This is a genomic window from Labrys sp. KB_33_2, from assembly GCF_052114505.1.
GTDB lineage: Bacteria > Pseudomonadota > Alphaproteobacteria > Rhizobiales > Labraceae > Labrys.
Genome location: NZ_JBFREW010000017.1, coordinates 87,132 through 105,018, shown reverse-complemented (window position 1 = coordinate 105,018; position 17,887 = coordinate 87,132). Strand labels below are relative to the sequence as shown.

Below are 17,887 nucleotides of genomic sequence, written 5' to 3'. Positions count from 1 at the left end.
CGCCGGCGCGAGGACAGACACCGGCTGCTCGGCGGGCTCCCGCAGATCGGAGGCCGGACCGCCCCGCACACGCAAGCCGACATCAAGCCGACATCAAGCCGATGGCGAGATCGCACGCCGTTGCGAGCATTTCGTGCATAGGTAGGCCGCCCGTCTTGCCATATCGCGCCAATCGCGTCCCGCTATGCTCCGTCGACGAACGCGACCGGGTCGATCCTGCTCGGCCTTGTAGCGGCAATCGCCTGCGGTACTTTCGTAGGCTTCGTCAACGGTTTCGTCATTGCGAAATTCCACATCAATGCGCTCATCACGACACTGGCCACGATGCAGATCGTGCGTGGCCCTGCCCTGATTGCTTCCGACAGGCGCGCCGTCGGCATCAGCTGTCGGTGACTAATACAGGCAGGATCGACCTGCCGTTCGACATCGGCTTTCATCCCTTCTTTCCGCTGACACCGCAGACAACCCTTCTTGCACCGGCCACCGCATGGTGGACGGAACGAGATGCACATCTACCCGGCTCCAGAGGCGCCCTTGTCAGCGACGTCGATTTCTCTACCGCACGCCGACTGCCCGATCGCCGGCTGAACAATTGCTTCGAAGGTTGGAATGGCAGCGCACGCATCGTATGGCCCGAGCGTCAACTCGGCGTCGATATCGCCGCCGATAGCATGCTCGATCGCTACATGCTCTTTGCGCCCAACGGCAAGCGCGACTTCTTCTGCCTGGAGCCGATGAGCCACAGTCCCAATGCGCTGAAGCATTTCGAGACCGAGCCGATGGGATTGGCGTTGAGAACAGATCGGCCCGGTCAATGCACTGATCAACAATGCCGGGGTCAATGTATTCTCCACGCCGCTCGATGCGAGCGAGGAGCAATGGGCACTTAACTTTGACGTCAACGTCAAGGGAGCTTGGAACTGCAGCAAGGCGGTATTGCCGGGGATGATCGCAAGCGGCGGCGGGGCAATCCTTAACATCGCGTCGACCCATGGCTTCACCATCATTCCGCACACCTTCCCCTATCCTGTCGCCAAGCACGCTCTACTTGGACTGACAAAGTCGCTGGCGCTCGAATATGCGGCGCAGGGTGTTCGTGTGAATGCACGGCCCCAGGCTATGTCGAAACACAGAAGGCCATCGACTACTGGAATGGTTTTCCCGATCCCGCCTCAGCGCGTGCCAATACGATGGCGCTCCATCCCAGCGGCCGCATCGCCTCGGCACGCGAGATAGCACTTGCCGCAGTGTTCATGATTTCCGACGAGTGCCCGTTCATGAACGCGGCGTGCCTCGTCGTCGACGGCGGGCTCAGCCAATTGCAGCACCCGGCCTGAACTTCACAGAGGAACGCTCAAGACCAAGAGACGATTCGTTCACGCCATCCTGGGCGATTGACCGGAAGGCGTCGACCATGCTGCCGCGGTGGCGATCCGAGCCGATGGTCGACGGCATGGGACCAACGCCGCGCTGGCGACCAGAATTGAAATTCGCGTTGAAGGTCTCGCCGGCGTTCCAGACCGCGGCGAGGCTCCAGTCTCTCGGCACCGTATTTCACCAACTATCGCGACACACAATGAAAGCGTGAGACTTACTTCGCCGTGACGGCTGATGCGACGTGCGCAAACTCACGCGCAATGCCCCAAAAAGCTCGAATGGCCTTTGCCTCGCTTCGCTCGCTCAGGCAGACCAGCGCTTCTTCCATCAGCATCGGAGGGCCGGAGATCGGGATCCTCGTAAGCCGGCTATCATTGCCGAACTCGGCTTGAGAGACAAAGCCGAGGCCGGCGCCCGAGGCCACGATCTCGCGAACCGCTTCCCGCCCCTCTGCCTCGATTGCATATTTTAGCTTTATGCCGGCATCAGCCGCCCCATCCTCCAGGCGCTTGCGTGTCTTGGAGCCGCGCTCGCGGATGACAAGCGGCAACGCGGCCAGATCGGCAAGGGAAAGTCTCTTGCGCCCGCCAAGGTCGAAGTCGGTTGCAGCGAAAGCGACGATCGGCGTAGCGTGGAGCGTGATGATCTCGAAGTCGCGACCCGCCGGGGCCTCCCCCACAACACCGATATCCGCATCATAATTGAACAGGCTTTTGATAACCGTTTCCGTATTGCCGGCACGGACGGTGACATGAACCCCCTGATAGCGGCGGCGGAACTCGCCCATGATGTGCAGCACGTGGTGGGCAGCGTCGGCGACGATGCGCAGCGAACCGGTCCGGAGCGAACGGGACTCCGACAGGAGTTCGAGCGCCTGGTTCTCCATTTCGAACATGCGCCGGGTGATGGTTAGAAGTCGCTCTCCCGCCTCCGTCAGTACGACCTGCTTGCGCTGGCGATTGAACAGGAGCGTGTCGTATTCCTCCTCCAGCTTGCGAACCTGGTCGGAGATCGCCGGTTGGGTCAGCAGCAATTCGCTGGCCGCCCGGGAAAAACCGCCCGAAATCGCCACATAATGAAAGGCACGAAGCTGAACATAGCGCATTGACGATCATCCCCAGGGCACGCCGTGTTCGACATATAATCACAGCTTATACACGGATACAAAATAACGATTTTTAGAATAGATTATGCCGGTCCTATATGGTCGCCACCAAACGGCACCAGACGAGGATTGGCCCATGCACGATAGTGCGTCGACGCAAGCTTTTGCCCCTCCCCTGCTCGGAGAGCCCTATCTTCTGACACCGGGCCCGTTGACCACCGCCGCCGAGGTAAAGCAGGCGATGCTGCGCGACTGGGGCTCCTGGGATGCCGATTTTCGCGCCATGACCGTCGAGCTTCGGCAAGGCCTGCTTGCGCTGACCGGAGACAGCAAGTGCGATTATGATTGCGTGCCCATGCAGGGCTCGGGATCGTTCTGCGTCGAGGCGATGCTGGGATCCTTCGTCCCCAAGGACGGCAAGGTTCTCGTCCTCGCCAATGGCGCCTATGGTCTGCGGGCCGCCGAGACCATGCGCTATATCGGCCGCGCCTACACCCTCATCGACAAGGGCGACTACCTGCCCCCGCGTGGCGACGAGGTCGCGGCCGCGCTCGATGCGGATCCGGCAATCACTCATGTCCTCGCCATCCATTGCGAAACCAGCTCCGGCATCCTCAACCCGGTGGCCGAGATCGCCGCGGCCGTGGAGAACAAGGGACGCAAGCTCCTCATCGATTCCATGAGCGCCTTCGGCGCCATCCGGCTCGACGTCAACGAGATCGCCTTCGAGGCCATGGTGTCTTCCGCCAACAAATGCATCGAGGGCGTGCCGGGCTTCGGCTTCGTGATTGCCCGCAAGGACGCGCTGAAGGCAGCACAAGGCAACAGCCATTCGCTCAGCCTCGACGTCCATGCACAATGGGCCACGATGGAAAAGATCGGGCAGTGGCGCTACACCCCGCCCACGCATGTGGTGGCGGCCTTCCTCCAGGCCCTGCGCATGCATGCCGCCGAAGGCGGCGTGGCAGGGAGGGGCGCGCGCTATACCCGCAATCGCGATGTGATGGTGGCGGGAATGCGCGAGCTCGGCTTCGAGACGCTGCTGTCCGACACCTGGCTCTCGCCCATCATCGTGACCTTCTTCTGCCCGGCCGATCCGAGCTTCGTTTTCAGCCGCTTCTACGAACAGATGAAACAAAAGGGGTTCATCATCTATCCCGGCAAGCTGACGGTGGTCGACTCCTTCCGCGTCGGCTGCATCGGACGGATGGACGAGCATGTCATGCGCAACGTGGTCGAAGCCGCCCGCCAGTCTCTTGCCGAGATGAAGGTCGTTTCCGCCGCCCCGCCCGCCGACGCCATTGCCGAACGCGCAAAGCTCGCCGCCTGAGGCGGCCCGTATTGAAGGATCGATCCTCGATGAACCAATTGTCCCCCGTCTCGGTCTCCGCCAACGAGCGCAATTATGCCTGGCCGCGCGTGCCGGCGATCGCCATCTGTCTCGACGGCTGCGAGCCTGATTATCTCGACGAAGCCATCAAGGCCGGCCTGATGCCGGCCCTCGAACGCATCCTGCAGAAGGGAACGGCCAGCACCGCGCACAGCGTCATTCCCAGCTTCACCAACCCCAACAATCTGTCGATCGTCACCGGGCGCCCGCCCGCCGTACACGGTATCTGCGGCAACTACCTCTACAACCCCAAAACGGGCGAGGAGGTGATGATGAACGATCCCAAATTCCTGCGCGCGCCGACGGTGTTCAAGGCGTTCTACGATGCAGGAGCCAAGGTCGCCATCGTCACCGCCAAGGACAAGCTGCGCGCCCTCCTGGGCCATGGCCTGTCCTATGATGACGGGCGCGCCGTCTGCTTCTCGTCGGAAAAGGCCAACACCACCACCAAGGCCGCCAATGGCATCGATGACGCATCCAAATGGCTGGGGCGTCCGATGCCGGAGGTCTATTCGGCGGAACTGTCCGAATTCGTGTTCGCCGCCGGCGTCAAGCTGCTGCGCGAATTCCGACCCGACATCATGTATCTGACGACGACGGACTACATTCAGCACAAATATGCCCCCGGCGTGTCCCAGGCGAACGCCTTCTACGCCATGTTCGACAAATATCTCGCCGAGCTCGATGCTCTGGGCGCCGCCATCGTGATCACGGCCGATCACGGCATGAAGCCAAAGCATCATGCGGACGGTTCCCCCAACGTGGTCTATGTCCAGGACCTGCTGGATGAATGGCTCGGCAAGGATGCTGCCCGCGTCATCCTGCCGATCACCGACCCCTATGTCGTGCACCATGGCGCGCTGGGCTCGTTTGCCACGGCCTATCTGCCCAAGGGCGCCGACCGCCAGTCCATCATCGCGAGGCTGCGCGATATCGAGGACATGACGCTGGTTCTCGGACGCGAAGAGGGATGCCGGCGCTTCGAACTGCCTGAAGACCGCATCGGCGACATCGTCATGGTCTCGGGTGAGAACAAGACGATCGGCACGTCCGAGCATCGGCACGACCTTGCCGCACTCGACGAGCCGCTGCGCTCGCATGGCGGTCTTACCGAGCAGGCCGTGCCCTTCATCGTGAACCGCCCCCTGCCCGACTTGCCGCAAGCGCCGGCGTTGCGCAATTTCGACGCCTTCTACTACGCCACCCTGGCAGCGGCTCAGCCAAAATGAACACGCCCGAGAAAACCATCAAGGTCCGCCATGAACCGATGCGGATCGCCGGCAGACTGGTCGAGGCCGAGGCGACCGTCGAGGTCCGCTATCCCTATACCGATACGGTGATCGGCATCGTGCCGGCAGGGCGGGCCGAACATGCCCGACAGGCCTTCGAGATCGCCGCCGGCTATCAGTCCAAGCTCTCGCGCTACGACCGCCAGAAGATCCTGTTGAAGACGGCCGAGTTGCTCAACGCACGCAGGGACGAGATTTCCGATCTGGTCACCAGCGAACTCGGCATCTCCAAGCAGGACTCGCTCTATGAAGTCGGTCGTGCCTTCGACGTCTTCACGCTCGCCGGCCAGATGTGCATTCACGACGATGGCCAGATCTTCTCCTGCGATCTCACCCCTCACGGCAAGCAGAGGCGGATCTTCACCCAGCGCGAGCCCCTCACGGCGATTTCGGCGATCACGCCCTTCAACCATCCGCTCAACATGGTCGCACACAAGGTGGCGCCGGCGATCGCCACCAATAATTGCGTGGTCGTGAAGCCGACGGAACTCACGCCGATGACGGCGCTGATCCTGGCCGACATTCTCTACGAGGCCGGCCTGCCGCCACAGATGCTCTCGGTGGTGACCGGATGGCCTGCGGAGATCGGTGATGAAATGATCACCAATCCCCATATCGATCTGATCACCTTCACCGGCGGCGTGCCCGTCGGCAAGATGATCGCCTACAAGGCCGGCTACAAGCGCCAGGTCCTGGAGCTCGGCGGCAACGACCCTCTGATCATCCTCAACGATCTCGATGACGCCGACCTCGCCAGGGCGGCGGACCTCGCTGTCGCCGGCGCGACCAAGAATTCCGGCCAGCGCTGTACCGCCGTCAAGCGCATCCTCGTGCAGGAAAAGGTTGCCGACCGTTTCGTGCCCCTGGTGCTCGAACGGGCCAAGGCCATCCGCTTCGGTGACCCGTTCGACCCGGCGACCCAACTCGGTACGGTGGTGCATGAGAAGGCGGCTGCCCTGTTCGAAAGGCGCGTCCACATGGCGGCGGAAGCCGGCGCCCAGATCCTCTACGATCCCGGTCGCCAGGGCGCGCTGCTGCCGCCGATCGTCGTCGACAAGGTGCCGCATGAGAGCGAGCTCGTCATGGAGGAAACCTTCGGCCCGATCGTGCCGATCATCCGCGCCCCGGATGACGACGAAGCCCTGATCGCGCTTTCGAACTCGACGGCCTTCGGCCTTTCCTCGGGCGTATGCACCAACGACTTCAGGCGCATGCAGGCCTTCATCACCGGCCTCAGGGTCGGCACCGTCAATATCTGGGAAGTGCCGGGCTATCGCATCGAGATGAGCCCCTTCGGCGGCATCAAGGATTCGGGCAACGGCTACAAGGAAGGCGTCATCGAGGCGATGAAGTCCTTCACGAACGTCAAGACTTTCTCGTTGCCGTGGTAGCGCCTCATGCCTGAGACCTTTGATCTTGCCGTCGTCGGGGCCGGCATTGTCGGCCTTGGCCATGCGCTGGCTGCGGCCCGACGCGGGCTGCGGGTCGTGGTTGTCGATCGCGATAGCGCCGCCAATGGTGCCTCCATTCGCAATTTCGGCTTGGTCGTCGTCAGCGGCCAGACGCCGGGCCTTTCCTATCGGCGCGCGCAGCGCAGCCGCGAGGTCTGGCTTGCATCGGCAGCCGAGGCGAAGATCGACATTCTCCATCGCGGCATGGTGATCGCCGCCCAGCGTCCCGAGGCGCTCGGCGCCATAGAGGCATTCTGCGCCACTCCGGAAGGCGCATCATGCCAGGTCTTGACTGCAGCCGAACTTGCGGAGTGCGAGCCTTCCCTGGCCGGTTCCGCTGCAATCGGCGGCTTTTTCAGCCCGCATGAATTGCGGGTCGAATCCTTCCTCGCTCTGCCCCGCCTCGTCGAGTGGCTCCGGGCGCATCACGGCGTCACCTTCCGCTTCGGCACGGCGGTATGGGGCGTCGAGCCCGGGCGGCTTCTCACCAGCACCGGGGATGTCACGGCCTCACGCATTGCAGTCTGCCCGGGCGATGATCTCGCCACCCTCTTTGGCGAGACGATCGCAGAGCACAGGGTTCGGCGCTGCAAGCTGCAGATGTTGCGCCTCGCCGATCCCGGCTTCAGGCTCAACTCGGCGCTGATGTCCGATCTCAGCCTCCTGCGCTACGGCGCCTTTGCCGCACTGCCGGAAACGGCTGCACTACGCCGACGGCTCGAAAACGAGCGGACAGCCGCCCTGGAGAATGGCGTCCATCTCATTGTCACTCAGTCGGCCGATGGCTCTCTGGTCGTGGGCGATTCACACCATTATGGCGCGACGCCGGATCCCTTCGCCTCCACCGAGGTCGACGGCCTGATCCTGGCAGAATATGCGGCCCTGTTCCGTGCGTCCCCCCCTCGCGTCATCGCCCATTGGGTCGGCACATACGCATCCTCGTCGAAGGACGAGGCACTTCGGCTGGCGCTCGGCGAAGGCTTCAGGCTGGTGATCGTGACCAGCGGCACCGGCGCAAGCACGGGTTTTGCTCTCGGCGAGGAAACGATCGCCGAGCTTTTTGGTGGCTGAAGAGGGGAGCGGGCGCGGCCCGGCTGTGGAGCACCATGAACCTGATCCATACCGAGGGCGAATCCAATACCGCCCAGGCGCGGCGTGACTGGAACGCCAGGCAGCATCACGCCTCCTCGGCCGCACTGCTGCAGCGCGATGCCGATGTCTTCCTGCATCAGAGCCTTTCCAGCCCCTGCGTGTCGACCATCGCCAAGGCCGAAGGCATCTGGATCGAAGACCTCGCCGGCCGGCGTTACATGGATTTCCACGGCAACAGCGTCCACCACATCGGCTATGGGCATCCGCGCCTCAAGGAAGCCATCCGGGCGCAGATGGATACTCTGCCCTTCGCCCCGCGCCGCTTTACCTGCGAGACAGCTGTCGAACTGGCCGAGACGCTGGCAGCGCTCTCGCCGGGCGATCTTGGCAAGGTGCTGTTCACCACGGGTGGCTCGGACGCTATCGAGGTCGCCCTCAAACTGGCGCGCGCGGCGACGGGCCGGTTCAAGACACTGTCCTTCTGGGATGCGTTCCACGGCGCCGGCTTCGGCGCCTCAAGCGTCGGTGGCGAGGCGACGTTCCGCTCCGGCATTGCCGGCCCGCTCCTGCCGGGCAGCGAGCATGTGGCGCCCTGGGCTCCGCATCACTGCCCCTATGGCACGAATTCGCTGGAGGAGTCGGCCCGTGCCTGCGCCAGTATGATCTCCTATGTCCTGGCCCGCGAAGGCGATTTCGCTGCCTTCATCGCCGAACCCATGCGCGCGACCCCGCTGGTACCCGCGCCAGGGTTCTGGAAAAGCGTGCGCGAAGCCTGCGACAGGCACGGCACGCTGCTCATCTTCGATGAAATTCCAACCGGCCTCGGCAAAACAGGCAGGTTCTTCGCCTCCGAGCACGACGGCGTCACGCCCGACATCCTCGTGCTCGGCAAATCGCTGGGCGGCGGCATTCTGCCGATTGCCGCCGTCATTGCCCGCCGCGACCTCGATGTTGCCGGCGACTATGCCATCGGCCACTACACCCATGAAAAGAACCCGGTCACGACACGGGCCGCGCTGACCACGATCGCCATCATCCGCGAGGAGGGCCTGGCCGAGCGCGCCAGCGAGCTGGGCGATCATGCCATGGGCCGCATGAACGAATTGATGGCCCGTTCCGCCCATGTCGGCGACGTGCGGGGCAGAGGACTGATCTTCGGTGTCGAGCTCGTTGAGGACAGGCAAGGGCTTCAGCCTAATCATGCTCTGGCCGAGCGGGTTTATTATCGCTGCCTGGAAAGTGGCCTGTCCTTCAAGATCAGCCAGGGCAATGTACTGACGCTGTCGCCGCCACTGACCATTGCCAAGGACGACCTCGATCGCGCCCTCGCCATCGTCGAGGGCGCGGTCCTGGCGGGTTGAAGGCGCCATGGTGAAAGCTGTCAGGACGGACCGGGAGCTCGAATGCCCCGGCATCGATGCAGGGCTCAGGGCGCATGGCGCCGAGCTCGTCACCCTGCCGGAAGGCATTTCGGAAGGCGATCTATGCGCGGCCGTGGCCGACGCCGACCTGCTGCTGATGTGCTACACGCCGATCACCGCCCGGGTGATCGAGGCAGCGCTCCGACTGAAGGGCATCGTCAAATATGGCGTCGGCATCGATGCGATCGACATCTCGGCGGCCATGGCGCGCGGCATACCCGTCGTCAACATACCCGATTATGCCGAGGAAACGGTCGCCGAAGGCGCCTTCGCCCTGATGATCGCACTCGCCAGGCGCCTGCCGGCCATCAGCCATGCGGTTGCCGAACAAGGTTGGATCTGGCCCGAGCCACGCTGGCTCGGGCGTGACATCGCCGGAGCGACGCTGGGCCTTGTCGGGTGCGGCAAGATCGGTCGTAGCCTCGCCCGCATGGCCGGCGCCGGCTTTCGCGCAAGAGTCCTGGGCTATGATCCCTATCTCGACGCCACGGCCATGCGCGAAGCCGGCATCGAGAAGGTCGAGGCGCTTCACGACCTGTTGGCCGCGAGCGATTTCGTCTCGATTCATAGCGTCCTCACCCAGAGCACGCGGGGCATGATCGGCTCGGCGGAGCTCGCCTGCATGAGGCCGAACGCCGTCCTGATCAATGTGTCGCGCGGCGCGCTGATCGACGAAGCCGCCCTGGTCGATGCCGTCGTCGGAGGGCGCCTGGGCGGTGTTGGCCTGGACACCTATTCGCTCGAACCTCTGCGCAAGGCCGGCCATCCGATGAGCCCGCTCTACAGTCATGACAACGTCATCCTCCTTCCGCATCTTGCTTTTTTCACGGTCGAAGCCATGCAGCGCCTGGAGGCGGACACCTTGGCCCGCTGCAAGGAAATCTTTCAGGGCCGGCCGGTGACGGTTCGTTCCAACGACCCCCGCCTGCGAGCACAGCGCGTCGGCATTCGTTTTGCCTGAAGCGTTTTGCGATCTGGCGGCAATCACAAGGACATGTCGAAACAAGGAGTTGGGGCAGAGAACGCTCCTGATTGAGCATGCTTTGGTCCTTGAACTGCGCAACGCCGACGCCCTAGTTACCCTATAAGCAAAATCGTTCATTTCATAAGATAAATAGATTTTACTTATCGGACGCTTGAAAACACATTTCAGCAAGGCGTTCGGCTCAGGCCACGGCAAAACACAGGCAAAAACAAGAAAGCCGCCAAACGCTCACATCCGTCCCGAGAGGAGAACGTCATGAAATCCAGGTTCGCCCTGATTGCAGCCCTGATGTTAGCCGGCATGGCCGTACCGGCCCATGCCGATGGCGTGGTCACCATCTATAGCGCCGATGGGTTGCACGACGGCACGCCGAGTTGGTTCGGCGATCAGTTCGAGGCCTTCACCAAGGCGACCGGCATCGAGGTCCAGTATGTCGAGGCCGGTTCAAGCGGCGTGGTCGATCGCCTGGCGAAGGAGAAGTCCAACACCCAGGCCGATGTCCTGGTGACACTGCCTCCCTTCATGCAGAAAGCTGCGGCCGACAGTCTCGTCGAAGCCTACAACCCGGCCGGAGCCGACAAGATCGAGGCCCGCGACAAGGATGCCGAGGGACGTTTCTATGCCCTGGTGAACAACTACCCCAACTTCATCTACAACGCCGAGGTCCTCAAGCAGCCCCCGGCGAAATACGAGGATCTCCTCGATCCCAAATTCAAGCAGAAGCTGCAATATTCAACGCCTGGACAGGCCGGTGACGGCACGGCTTTCATGCTGCAGACCTTCCACGCCTTTGGCAGCAAGGAGAAGGGGCTCGACTTTCTCAAAAAGCTCCAGGCCAACAATCTCGGGCCTTCCGCCTCGACCGGCAAGTTAACCGCGCTGGTCAACAAGGGCGAGCTCTATGTCGCCAATGGCGACATGCAGATGAACCTGTCCCAGCAGGCCGACAACCCCAACATCCAGATCTTCGTGCCGGCAGGGCCAGACGGCAAGAAGACGCTATTCGCCCTGCCCTACTACATTGCCCTGGTCAAGGGCGCCCCCAACTCCGAAAATGGCAAGAAACTCATCGACTTCCTGCTTTCCGCCGATGCTCAGAAGCAGGTCAGCGTCGTCGCCAGGGGTCTGCCGGTGCGCAACGACGTCAAACCGGATGACGAGAACTACAAGAAGCTCCACGCCATGCTGCAGGGCGTCGAGATCTGGAGCCCGGATTGGGCGAGCGTGCTTTCCGGGTTGAAGGACAACGTTGCAGCCTACAATTCGGCCATTTCAAGCAATTGAGGGCCTACAGAACCATGGAAAGAGCGCAGCTGAAAAACGGTCCAGGCACCGAAGCCAAGGCTGCCGCTCCTGGCGGCAGCCGCATCGGATTCGAGAACGTCTCGGTTACTTATGGTAACTTGACTGTTCTACATTCCCTCACACTGACGGTGAACCCGGGAGAGATCGTCGCCCTGATCGGCCCCTCGGGCTCGGGCAAGACGACGGCGTTACGCAGTGTTGCCGGATTCGTCCGGCCCTCTTCGGGCCGGATCATGATCGGCGAGCGCAATGTCACGCATCTCGCCCCCTATGACCGCAAGATCGGCATGGTGGTGCAGAATTATGCCTTGTTCCCGCATATGCGCGTCGACGAGAACGTCGCCTTTGGCCTGCGCGCCCATGGCGCCCGCGAAGACGCCATCCGCCAGCGCGTGCCCGAATGCCTGGGGATGGTTGGCATGTCAGCTTATTCGCGGCGCTACCCGCGCGAGCTTTCGGGCGGGCAGCAGCAACGCGTCGCCATTGCTCGCGCCCTGGCTCCCCGACCGCAGGTCCTGTTGCTCGACGAGCCACTTTCGGCCCTCGACGCCCAGATCCGGCGGGCCATGATCGACGAGCTCGCCAAGCTCCATACCAGCCTACCGAACCTGACGGTGCTCTACGTCACGCATGATCAATCCGAAGCCCTCACGCTGGCCAACCACATCGGCATCATGCGGGATGGCAAGTTGCGTGCCTTCGGCACGTCCCAATCCTTGTTCCGCAATCCCCCGAACCGCTTTGCGGCAGAGTTTCTGGGCCGTGCGAACCTGCTTTCGGTCAAGGATCTGCAGCCGACCGAGAACGGGCATGCCCAGGTCCGCTTCGGCAATACCTTTCTTTTCGCTCGCAACCATCACCGTCTTGCCAGCGGCGATGATTGCCTCCTGTGCGTCCGGCCGCATGACTTCCGCTTCACCCGCACGACCTCCGAGCCCAATGCCCTCGAGGCCATCGTACTCAGCGTGCAATGGCAAGGCGATGTCCAGAACATCACCTTCGAAACGGGCGGACATACCGTCCGCATGACGACGACGCCCATGGCCGATCCACCGCAGGCCGGCGAAAGCGTGCGCATCCATTTCGAGCCGGGTGATGTCACTTTGGTTCCGGAGGACCCCGCCCATGGCTGACATTGCGCTCGGCGCGGCCCCAGCGCGGCGCAATTTCGACGGGCTCTGGATCCTGCCGCCACTTATCGTATTGGCCCTGCTCTTCTTCTATCCCCTCGCCCTCATCATTCGCGCCTCGCTCGGGGACGGTCCACCCTCGCTCGCGACGTTCGAGCAGGTCCTCGGCTCCCGCCAGTTCGTCGACGGGCTCTACCACACCATCGTCATCGCCATCTGCTCCACCATAGGCTGCCTGCTGCTTGGGTTTGTCCTGTCGGTGGTGTTCGCCTTCGTGCCCTTTCCCGGCGCCAGACTTGCGGGTCGGCTGATTGATACGGTGATCGCACTGCCGACCTTCCTCGTCACCCTTGCTTTCACCTTCATCTATGGCTCGGCCGGCATTCTCAACGAAACGCTGATGCATGCCTTCGCCTTGCAGCTGCCGCCCATCGACTTTCTCTATTCGCAATGGGGCGTCGTGCTGGCGGAGGTGACTGTTTACACCCCCTTCGTCATGCGCCCGCTTCTCGCCACCTTCTCCCAGATCGACCATGCCCAGATCGAGGTGGCAAGCAGCCTTGGCGCCCGCCCCCTGCGCATCGTACGAAAGGTCATCTTCCCGGCCGCTCTGCCGGCCCTGGTCGCCGGGGGGAGTCTGTGCCTGCTGCTCACCGTCAATGAATTCGGCATCGTGCTGTTCATCGGCGCCAAGGACGTCATCACCCTGCCGCTGCTGATCTACAGCAAGGCGATCCAGGAGTTCGACTATGCGACCGCTTGCGTCATCGCTGTCGTGAACATCGCGCTCTCGCTCGGCCTCTACACGCTCTATCGCATCATCGTCGCTCATTTCGGAGGCAGCAATGCTGGTGTGGTCTAAAGCCGAGCGCGGCGTCCTATGGGCGGCCGTCGTGCCGCTCTTCCTTCTCGTCTACGGCCTGCCGATCGGGGTCATCGTCCTCGCCAGTTTCAGCGGGCAGTGGAACGACATCCTGCCCTCGCACCTGACTACCCAACATTATGCCGATGCCTTTCGCACGGCTTCCTTCGCATCGCTCAAGGCCAGTATCCTCACAGGCATCATCGCCAGCCTGGCGGCTCTCGCCTGCGGCACCTGGGCAGCTCTGGCCCTGCGCCGTTTCAAACCCTTGCCCAAGCGCGTGCTCGACCTTTTTTTCTTCGTGCCGAGCGCGGTTCCCTCTGTCTCCATCGGCCTTGGACTGCTGGTTGCCTTCAGCCAGCCGCCCTTCCCGCTCAACGGCACGAGGCTGATCGTGCTCATCGCGCATTTCATGCTGATTTCGGCCTTCACCTACGGCACCGTCACCGCTGGGCTCGCCCGTCTTCCGATCGACTGCGAGCAAGTTGCCGAGAGCCTGGGCGCCCGCCCCTTCTACCGGCTGCGACGCGTGACACTGCCATTGCTCACCCCCTATCTGATCGCCGCCTTCAGCCTCTCCTTCGCCTTGTCGATGGGGGAACTCGGGGCGACCGTCATGATCTATCCGCCGGGCTGGGTCACCCTGCCCGTCCGCATCTTCTCGCTGTCGGACCGCGGTGCGATCTTTGATGCCGCCACGCTGACGACGATATTGGGTGCCGCGACCCTGATCGTGCTGATCTCCCTGACGCGCATCTCGAGCAAGGTGCTGTCGAGATGACGCCGGACCTTGCCAAGCCATCCCCATCACTGCGCCAGATTGCGGCGTTGCCCCTCCGCATGAAGGACGGGCGCATCGAAACCTGCCTGGTGACGACCCGCAGCACAAAACGGTGGACCCTGCCGAAGGGCTGGCCGATGAAGGGACGCAAGGATGCCCACGCGGCAAGGATCGAAGCAAAGCAGGAAGCCGGCCTGCTCGGCAAGGCCGACAAGAAACCGATCGGCATCTATCCCTACTGGAAACGCCTCGATACGCATTTCGCTCTGGTCGAAACTACCGTCTACCGCCTCGAGGTCAAGGCGACCTTGAAGAAATGGAAGGAGCAGGGCCAGCGCGAGGTGCAATGGATGTCGTTGGAAGAAGCCGCGCTCCTCGTCACCGAACCAGGTCTTGCCGACTTGCTACGAGAACTTACGCATCGAGCCTGTTCATTCGGAACAACACCTTGAAGTCGCCAAGACTGTGATCTGAACGCTTCGAACTAGGGCAATTTTTTGGCTCAGGTCACCGCGGTCCCCATGATGTCGGTGCAATAGGCTCGGACTTATGTAAATGCTAACAATAATGGCAGTTATATTATAAAAAATTTTAATTCCTCAGGTAGCCTGTCCCGCAAAAGCGAGACAAGCCATCAGACCTTTATACAATATTCTATCTTGAATTCTGATAGTAATCGATTTTACCGTCGGGGCCCTTCCTCCAGGTATAAATTGCGTATCCAATCGTGGTAAGATCACCCTTCTTGTTGTAGGCTAGATCTCCACGAACCGTGTGAAAAGTCATGCCCGAATGCATGACTTCCGCCATCTTCTGAGGATCCGTGGATTTAGCCGCTTCGGCTGCCTGCGCGAAGATCTGCACCGCGGCATATGAGAAAAGAGTATAACCTTCAGGCGTGAACCCCATTGCTTTGAATTGACCGACAAGGTCGGCGTTCTGCGGTTCGTTTTCGAATTTTGGCGGGAAGGTCATCTGGGTTCCGATGACCGCATCACCACCAACCGTGGCAAAATCGGAAGACGTGATACCATCGCCTGACAACATGATCGTTTTCATGCCCTGGTCGCGAAGTTGCCTGAGGATAAGCGCTGCCTCGGTGTACAATCCGCCCCAAATCAACAAATCGATCGATTTATTCTTCATTTTGGTGACGATCGACGAATAATCCTTCTCTCCGGCATTCACACCTTCCATCAAGTCGGGCGTAATGCCGCGCTTGGCCAACTGTGCGACGGTATTCTTGGCAATATCCTGGCCATAGGTGGTCTTGTCGTCGACGACAGCTATTTTCTTGCCCTTGAAATGACTGGCGGCAAAATCTGCCCAGACTTGTGCTTGTTGGTCATCTCGGCCGCAGGTTCGAAAGACGTTCCAAAGCTTGCGGTCGGTGACCTTCTCATTGGTCGCCGAGGGCGTGATCAAAATCACCCCATTGTCCGCATATACTTCCGAGGCCGGGATGGTAACCCCGGTGTTGAAATGGCCGACGATCCAAGTGACGCCGTCGCCTACGAATTTATTGGCGACGGAGACGCCTTGCTTGGGATCTGCCTGATCGTCCCCGACCTCCACCTCAATTTTCTGGCCAAGAACTCCACCTTTTGCATTGATGTTCTGGACGGCGAGCTTGACGCCGTTCTTCAATTGGGCGCCGAACGCGGCCTGCGGTCCCGTCATCGGGCCGGCCACCCCGATCTTGATTTGAGCCTGCGCCGATCCTCCCAGAACGAAAGAGGCCGACAACATTACACCCACGAACCATTTCAGCTTCATATATATTCCTCCCCTGCGGTGGTTGTTCTCTTTGTTTTCAAGTTTCAACGACCTATAACAACGACCTTCCTTGGAAGATCGCCGAGAATATTCTCAAGTCTTCATGCGCGCCTCCCCGGCTCATCGTGGATTTCCCAAGCATCAAGACGCTCCACCGTCCGAAGACGCATCGGCCTGTCTTTTGACTTTCGAAAATTATTGACTGTCCGATCAATAATTGAACCGTGCTTTACCGAGACAGACACGGGCGCCAGAAATCATGGGGCCGCTCCAGCGCAATCTTCGAACTGCTAACGCTCCCCTCGATCAAACGTAGCGTCGCCGATGCCACGTTGCCTTAGGACGTTTCTGGCTATTTTTTCCGTTGGCGTTCGTGGAAGCGGTGTATCGGCGATCTCGATATAGCGTGGGACCATATGGCGAGGCGCCAGCGCCCTGAAATGGTCGAGCAGATCGGGCGGCTGCACCATGGATCCGGGCCTACGCAGGGCCACGATCATGATGTCTTCCTCGGTGAGCGCTGACGGAATGCCGAACGCAGCGCTCTCGACGATGTCGGGATGTTTGTCGGCAATGGTCTCGACTTCATAGACCGAGATGTTCTCACCCCGGCGTCGGACCGCCTCGTTGAGGCGGTGCTTGAAATAGAGCCAGCCATCCTCGTCCATGAAGCCGGCATCGCCGGAATGGTACCAGAGGTTGCGAAGCGTCTGCACCGTCTTGGCATCCGCCCGGTAATAGCCGGAAAACATGCTCCAGCTCTTGTTCGGGCGCGATACGATCTCGCCGATCGAACCGGCCGGGAGAGGCTGGTCCTTCTCGTCGACGATTGCCACGTCCCAATCGGGATGGGGACGTCCGCAGGAACCCGCCCTCGTTTCGCCCGCCGTGTCCAGGGTCACGAAACTGGTTTCGGTCTGGCCGTAACCCGTGACGAGGTGCACATCGAAGCGAGCTTCGAATGCTTGCTTGTCCGGGACCATGGGAATGCACTGGCATATTCTCACAGGATTGCTGGCGTCCTGCTCGGACGGTGGGGCACGCTGGAGTATGACAGCCATGGCGCCCAGCAGATTTGTCGCCGTGGCGCCGCTCTTGCGCAGTTGGTCCCAAAATCGTGAGGCGCTGAAGGCTTCGACCAAGGTCGCGCGCGTGCCGTAGATCAGCGGCAGGTAAACGCCGAACATCTGCGCATCGGTGTGAAACAGCGGCAGGGCCGAGAAATAACTGTCGCGGCCCGTATAGCCGAGATTGTGCGCCATGGCGGTGGCCCAGGAATAACAATGATGATGCGACATCAAGGCCCCCTTGGCCGGACCAGTGGTGCCGGATGTGTAGAGGATGGCCATCGGGTCGGAATAGTGGATGTCGGCCACGTTGAAATCCGGCAAAGGCGCGAGGCATTCCTCATAGCCGACGATGCGGTCGATCCGGATACCGGCGGCCCGTGCCTCACTCGCCTCGGCCCCGAGGAGGATCAGCGTGCGAAGATCAGGAAGGCTGTCCTGGATCCTGGCGAGTTCGGCCAGGGCATTGGCGTCCGCAACCAGAACCTCCGCTCCGCAATTATTGAGATTATGGCGGAGCAGATCTCCTTTCAGGCCCGGATTATTCGGCACCTCGATGGCGCCGAGGATCGAAGTCGCGAACCAGATCGCGACGAGTTCGAAGCAATTGGGCAGCAGCATCGCCACGCGATCGGATTTGCCGACACCCAAGCCGCGCAGGCCCCGGGCCAGCCGGCTGGAAATCTGCAGCATGTCCTCGAAGCTGGCGGACCGCCCGCATATCTCGATGAATTGCCGGCTGCCCAGGCGTTCGGCCTGCTTCAACAGGATTCTTGGCAGCACCCGATTGTCGACATCGTCCTCATGCCGGCCTGGAATGGTGAAGGGAGATGAGACCTCAAGCATTGTCATCAAT

Annotated in this window: 15 protein-coding genes and 2 pseudogenes; 14 read left to right on the top strand and 3 right to left on the bottom strand. The window is 61.5% G+C overall.

Going from position 1 to position 17,887, the window contains the following annotated elements:
• Positions 1–192: 192 nt before the first annotated feature.
• From AB4037_RS27065 to AB4037_RS27055, 3 genes and pseudogenes are all read left to right on the top strand, one after another.
• Positions 193–384: pseudogene (locus tag AB4037_RS27065) on the top strand (ABC transporter permease subunit); the annotation flags it as partial.
• A 5-nt stretch (positions 385–389) separates the two neighbouring features.
• Entirely contained in the window at positions 390–890 is a 501-nt protein-coding gene (locus AB4037_RS27060) for an aldose epimerase family protein (RefSeq protein WP_441773569.1), read from the top strand.
• Positions 799–1,337 (top strand): annotated as a pseudogene (locus tag AB4037_RS27055) (SDR family oxidoreductase); the annotation flags it as partial. The gene AB4037_RS27060 and the pseudogene AB4037_RS27055, both read left to right, overlap by 92 nt.
• Before the next feature lie 254 nt (positions 1,338–1,591).
• Here the strand turns inward: AB4037_RS27055 and AB4037_RS27050 are convergent.
• On the bottom strand, positions 1,592–2,482 hold the full coding sequence (locus tag AB4037_RS27050) for a LysR substrate-binding domain-containing protein (protein WP_441773568.1): 891 nt from the start codon (positions 2,480–2,482) through the stop codon (positions 1,592–1,594).
• A gap of 136 nt (positions 2,483–2,618) precedes the next feature.
• Between AB4037_RS27050 and AB4037_RS27045 the strand changes: the two genes are divergently transcribed.
• From AB4037_RS27045 to AB4037_RS26995, 11 genes are all read left to right on the top strand, one after another.
• Positions 2,619–3,812 (top strand): 2-aminoethylphosphonate--pyruvate transaminase, encoded by a 1,194-nt coding sequence (locus AB4037_RS27045; protein ID WP_441773567.1) that lies wholly within the window; start codon positions 2,619–2,621, stop codon positions 3,810–3,812.
• A gap of 29 nt (positions 3,813–3,841) precedes the next feature.
• Positions 3,842–5,101, top strand: a complete 1,260-nt coding sequence (gene phnA, locus AB4037_RS27040) for a phosphonoacetate hydrolase (protein ID WP_441773566.1) — start codon at positions 3,842–3,844, stop codon at positions 5,099–5,101.
• The gene (gene phnY, locus AB4037_RS27035; protein WP_441773565.1) at positions 5,098–6,552 is read left to right on the top strand and encodes a phosphonoacetaldehyde dehydrogenase; all 1,455 of its coding nucleotides are present in this window, start codon (positions 5,098–5,100) and stop codon (positions 6,550–6,552) included. Before phnA ends, phnY begins: the two co-directional genes overlap by 4 nt.
• Positions 6,553–6,558: 6 nt before the next feature.
• On the top strand, positions 6,559–7,683 hold the full coding sequence (locus AB4037_RS27030) for a TIGR03364 family FAD-dependent oxidoreductase (protein ID WP_441773564.1): 1,125 nt from the start codon (positions 6,559–6,561) through the stop codon (positions 7,681–7,683).
• Between the two features lie 35 nt (positions 7,684–7,718).
• Positions 7,719–9,065, top strand: a complete 1,347-nt coding sequence (gene pbfA, locus AB4037_RS27025; RefSeq protein ID WP_441773563.1) for a (R)-1-hydroxy-2-aminoethylphosphonate ammonia-lyase — start codon at positions 7,719–7,721, stop codon at positions 9,063–9,065.
• A gap of 7 nt (positions 9,066–9,072) precedes the next feature.
• A complete protein-coding gene (locus AB4037_RS27020; RefSeq protein WP_441773562.1) occupies positions 9,073–10,086 on the top strand; it encodes an NAD(P)-dependent oxidoreductase in 1,014 nt (337 codons plus the stop codon).
• 279 nt (positions 10,087–10,365) lie between these two features.
• A complete protein-coding gene (locus AB4037_RS27015) occupies positions 10,366–11,394 on the top strand; it encodes a 2-aminoethylphosphonate ABC transporter substrate-binding protein (protein WP_441773561.1) in 1,029 nt (342 codons plus the stop codon).
• A 119-nt stretch (positions 11,395–11,513) separates the two neighbouring features.
• A complete protein-coding gene (locus AB4037_RS27010; protein WP_441773560.1) occupies positions 11,514–12,548 on the top strand; it encodes an ABC transporter ATP-binding protein in 1,035 nt (344 codons plus the stop codon).
• Positions 12,541–13,407 carry a 2-aminoethylphosphonate ABC transporter permease subunit gene (locus AB4037_RS27005; RefSeq protein WP_434960382.1) on the top strand — a complete coding sequence of 289 codons (867 nt, stop codon included), beginning with the start codon at positions 12,541–12,543 and terminating at the stop codon, positions 13,405–13,407. Before AB4037_RS27010 ends, AB4037_RS27005 begins: the two co-directional genes overlap by 8 nt.
• Entirely contained in the window at positions 13,391–14,188 is a 798-nt protein-coding gene (locus AB4037_RS27000) for an ABC transporter permease subunit (RefSeq protein WP_441773559.1), read from the top strand. Before AB4037_RS27005 ends, AB4037_RS27000 begins: the two co-directional genes overlap by 17 nt.
• Positions 14,185–14,640 carry an NUDIX hydrolase gene (locus AB4037_RS26995; RefSeq protein ID WP_434960380.1) on the top strand — a complete coding sequence of 152 codons (456 nt, stop codon included), beginning with the start codon at positions 14,185–14,187 and terminating at the stop codon, positions 14,638–14,640. The genes AB4037_RS27000 and AB4037_RS26995 overlap by 4 nt, the downstream gene beginning before the upstream one ends.
• 202 nt (positions 14,641–14,842) lie before the next feature.
• Here AB4037_RS26995 and AB4037_RS26990 read toward each other — a convergent pair whose 3' ends face one another.
• Both AB4037_RS26990 and AB4037_RS26985 read right to left on the bottom strand, forming a co-directional pair.
• The gene (locus AB4037_RS26990; protein ID WP_441773558.1) at positions 14,843–15,964 is read right to left on the bottom strand and encodes a branched-chain amino acid ABC transporter substrate-binding protein; all 1,122 of its coding nucleotides are present in this window, start codon (positions 15,962–15,964) and stop codon (positions 14,843–14,845) included.
• A gap of 290 nt (positions 15,965–16,254) precedes the next feature.
• Positions 16,255–17,883: an AMP-binding protein gene (locus AB4037_RS26985; protein WP_441773557.1), complete on the bottom strand. Its 1,629-nt coding sequence runs from the start codon at positions 17,881–17,883 to the stop codon at positions 16,255–16,257.
• Positions 17,884–17,887 lie beyond the last annotated feature (4 nt).

What these genes read in the sequence shown, in the direction of transcription:
- AB4037_RS27050 (WP_441773568.1), bottom strand. Translation starts at nt 2,482, where the DNA reads ATGCGCTATGTTCAGCTTCGTGCCTTTCATTATGTGGCGATTTCGGGC.
- AB4037_RS27045 (WP_441773567.1), top strand. Translation starts at nt 2,619, where the DNA reads ATGCACGATAGTGCGTCGACGCAAGCTTTTGCCCCTCCCCTGCTCGGA.
- phnA (WP_441773566.1), top strand. Translation starts at nt 3,842, where the DNA reads ATGAACCAATTGTCCCCCGTCTCGGTCTCCGCCAACGAGCGCAATTAT.
- phnY (WP_441773565.1), top strand. Translation starts at nt 5,098, where the DNA reads ATGAACACGCCCGAGAAAACCATCAAGGTCCGCCATGAACCGATGCGG.
- AB4037_RS27030 (WP_441773564.1), top strand. Translation starts at nt 6,559, where the DNA reads ATGCCTGAGACCTTTGATCTTGCCGTCGTCGGGGCCGGCATTGTCGGC.
- pbfA (WP_441773563.1), top strand. Translation starts at nt 7,719, where the DNA reads ATGAACCTGATCCATACCGAGGGCGAATCCAATACCGCCCAGGCGCGG.
- AB4037_RS27020 (WP_441773562.1), top strand. Translation starts at nt 9,073, where the DNA reads ATGGTGAAAGCTGTCAGGACGGACCGGGAGCTCGAATGCCCCGGCATC.
- AB4037_RS27015 (WP_441773561.1), top strand. Translation starts at nt 10,366, where the DNA reads ATGAAATCCAGGTTCGCCCTGATTGCAGCCCTGATGTTAGCCGGCATG.
- AB4037_RS27005 (WP_434960382.1), top strand. Translation starts at nt 12,541, where the DNA reads ATGGCTGACATTGCGCTCGGCGCGGCCCCAGCGCGGCGCAATTTCGAC.
- AB4037_RS27000 (WP_441773559.1), top strand. Translation starts at nt 13,391, where the DNA reads ATGCTGGTGTGGTCTAAAGCCGAGCGCGGCGTCCTATGGGCGGCCGTC.
- AB4037_RS26995 (WP_434960380.1), top strand. Translation starts at nt 14,185, where the DNA reads ATGACGCCGGACCTTGCCAAGCCATCCCCATCACTGCGCCAGATTGCG.
- AB4037_RS26990 (WP_441773558.1), bottom strand. Translation starts at nt 15,964, where the DNA reads ATGAAGCTGAAATGGTTCGTGGGTGTAATGTTGTCGGCCTCTTTCGTT.
- AB4037_RS26985 (WP_441773557.1), bottom strand. Translation starts at nt 17,883, where the DNA reads ATGACAATGCTTGAGGTCTCATCTCCCTTCACCATTCCAGGCCGGCAT.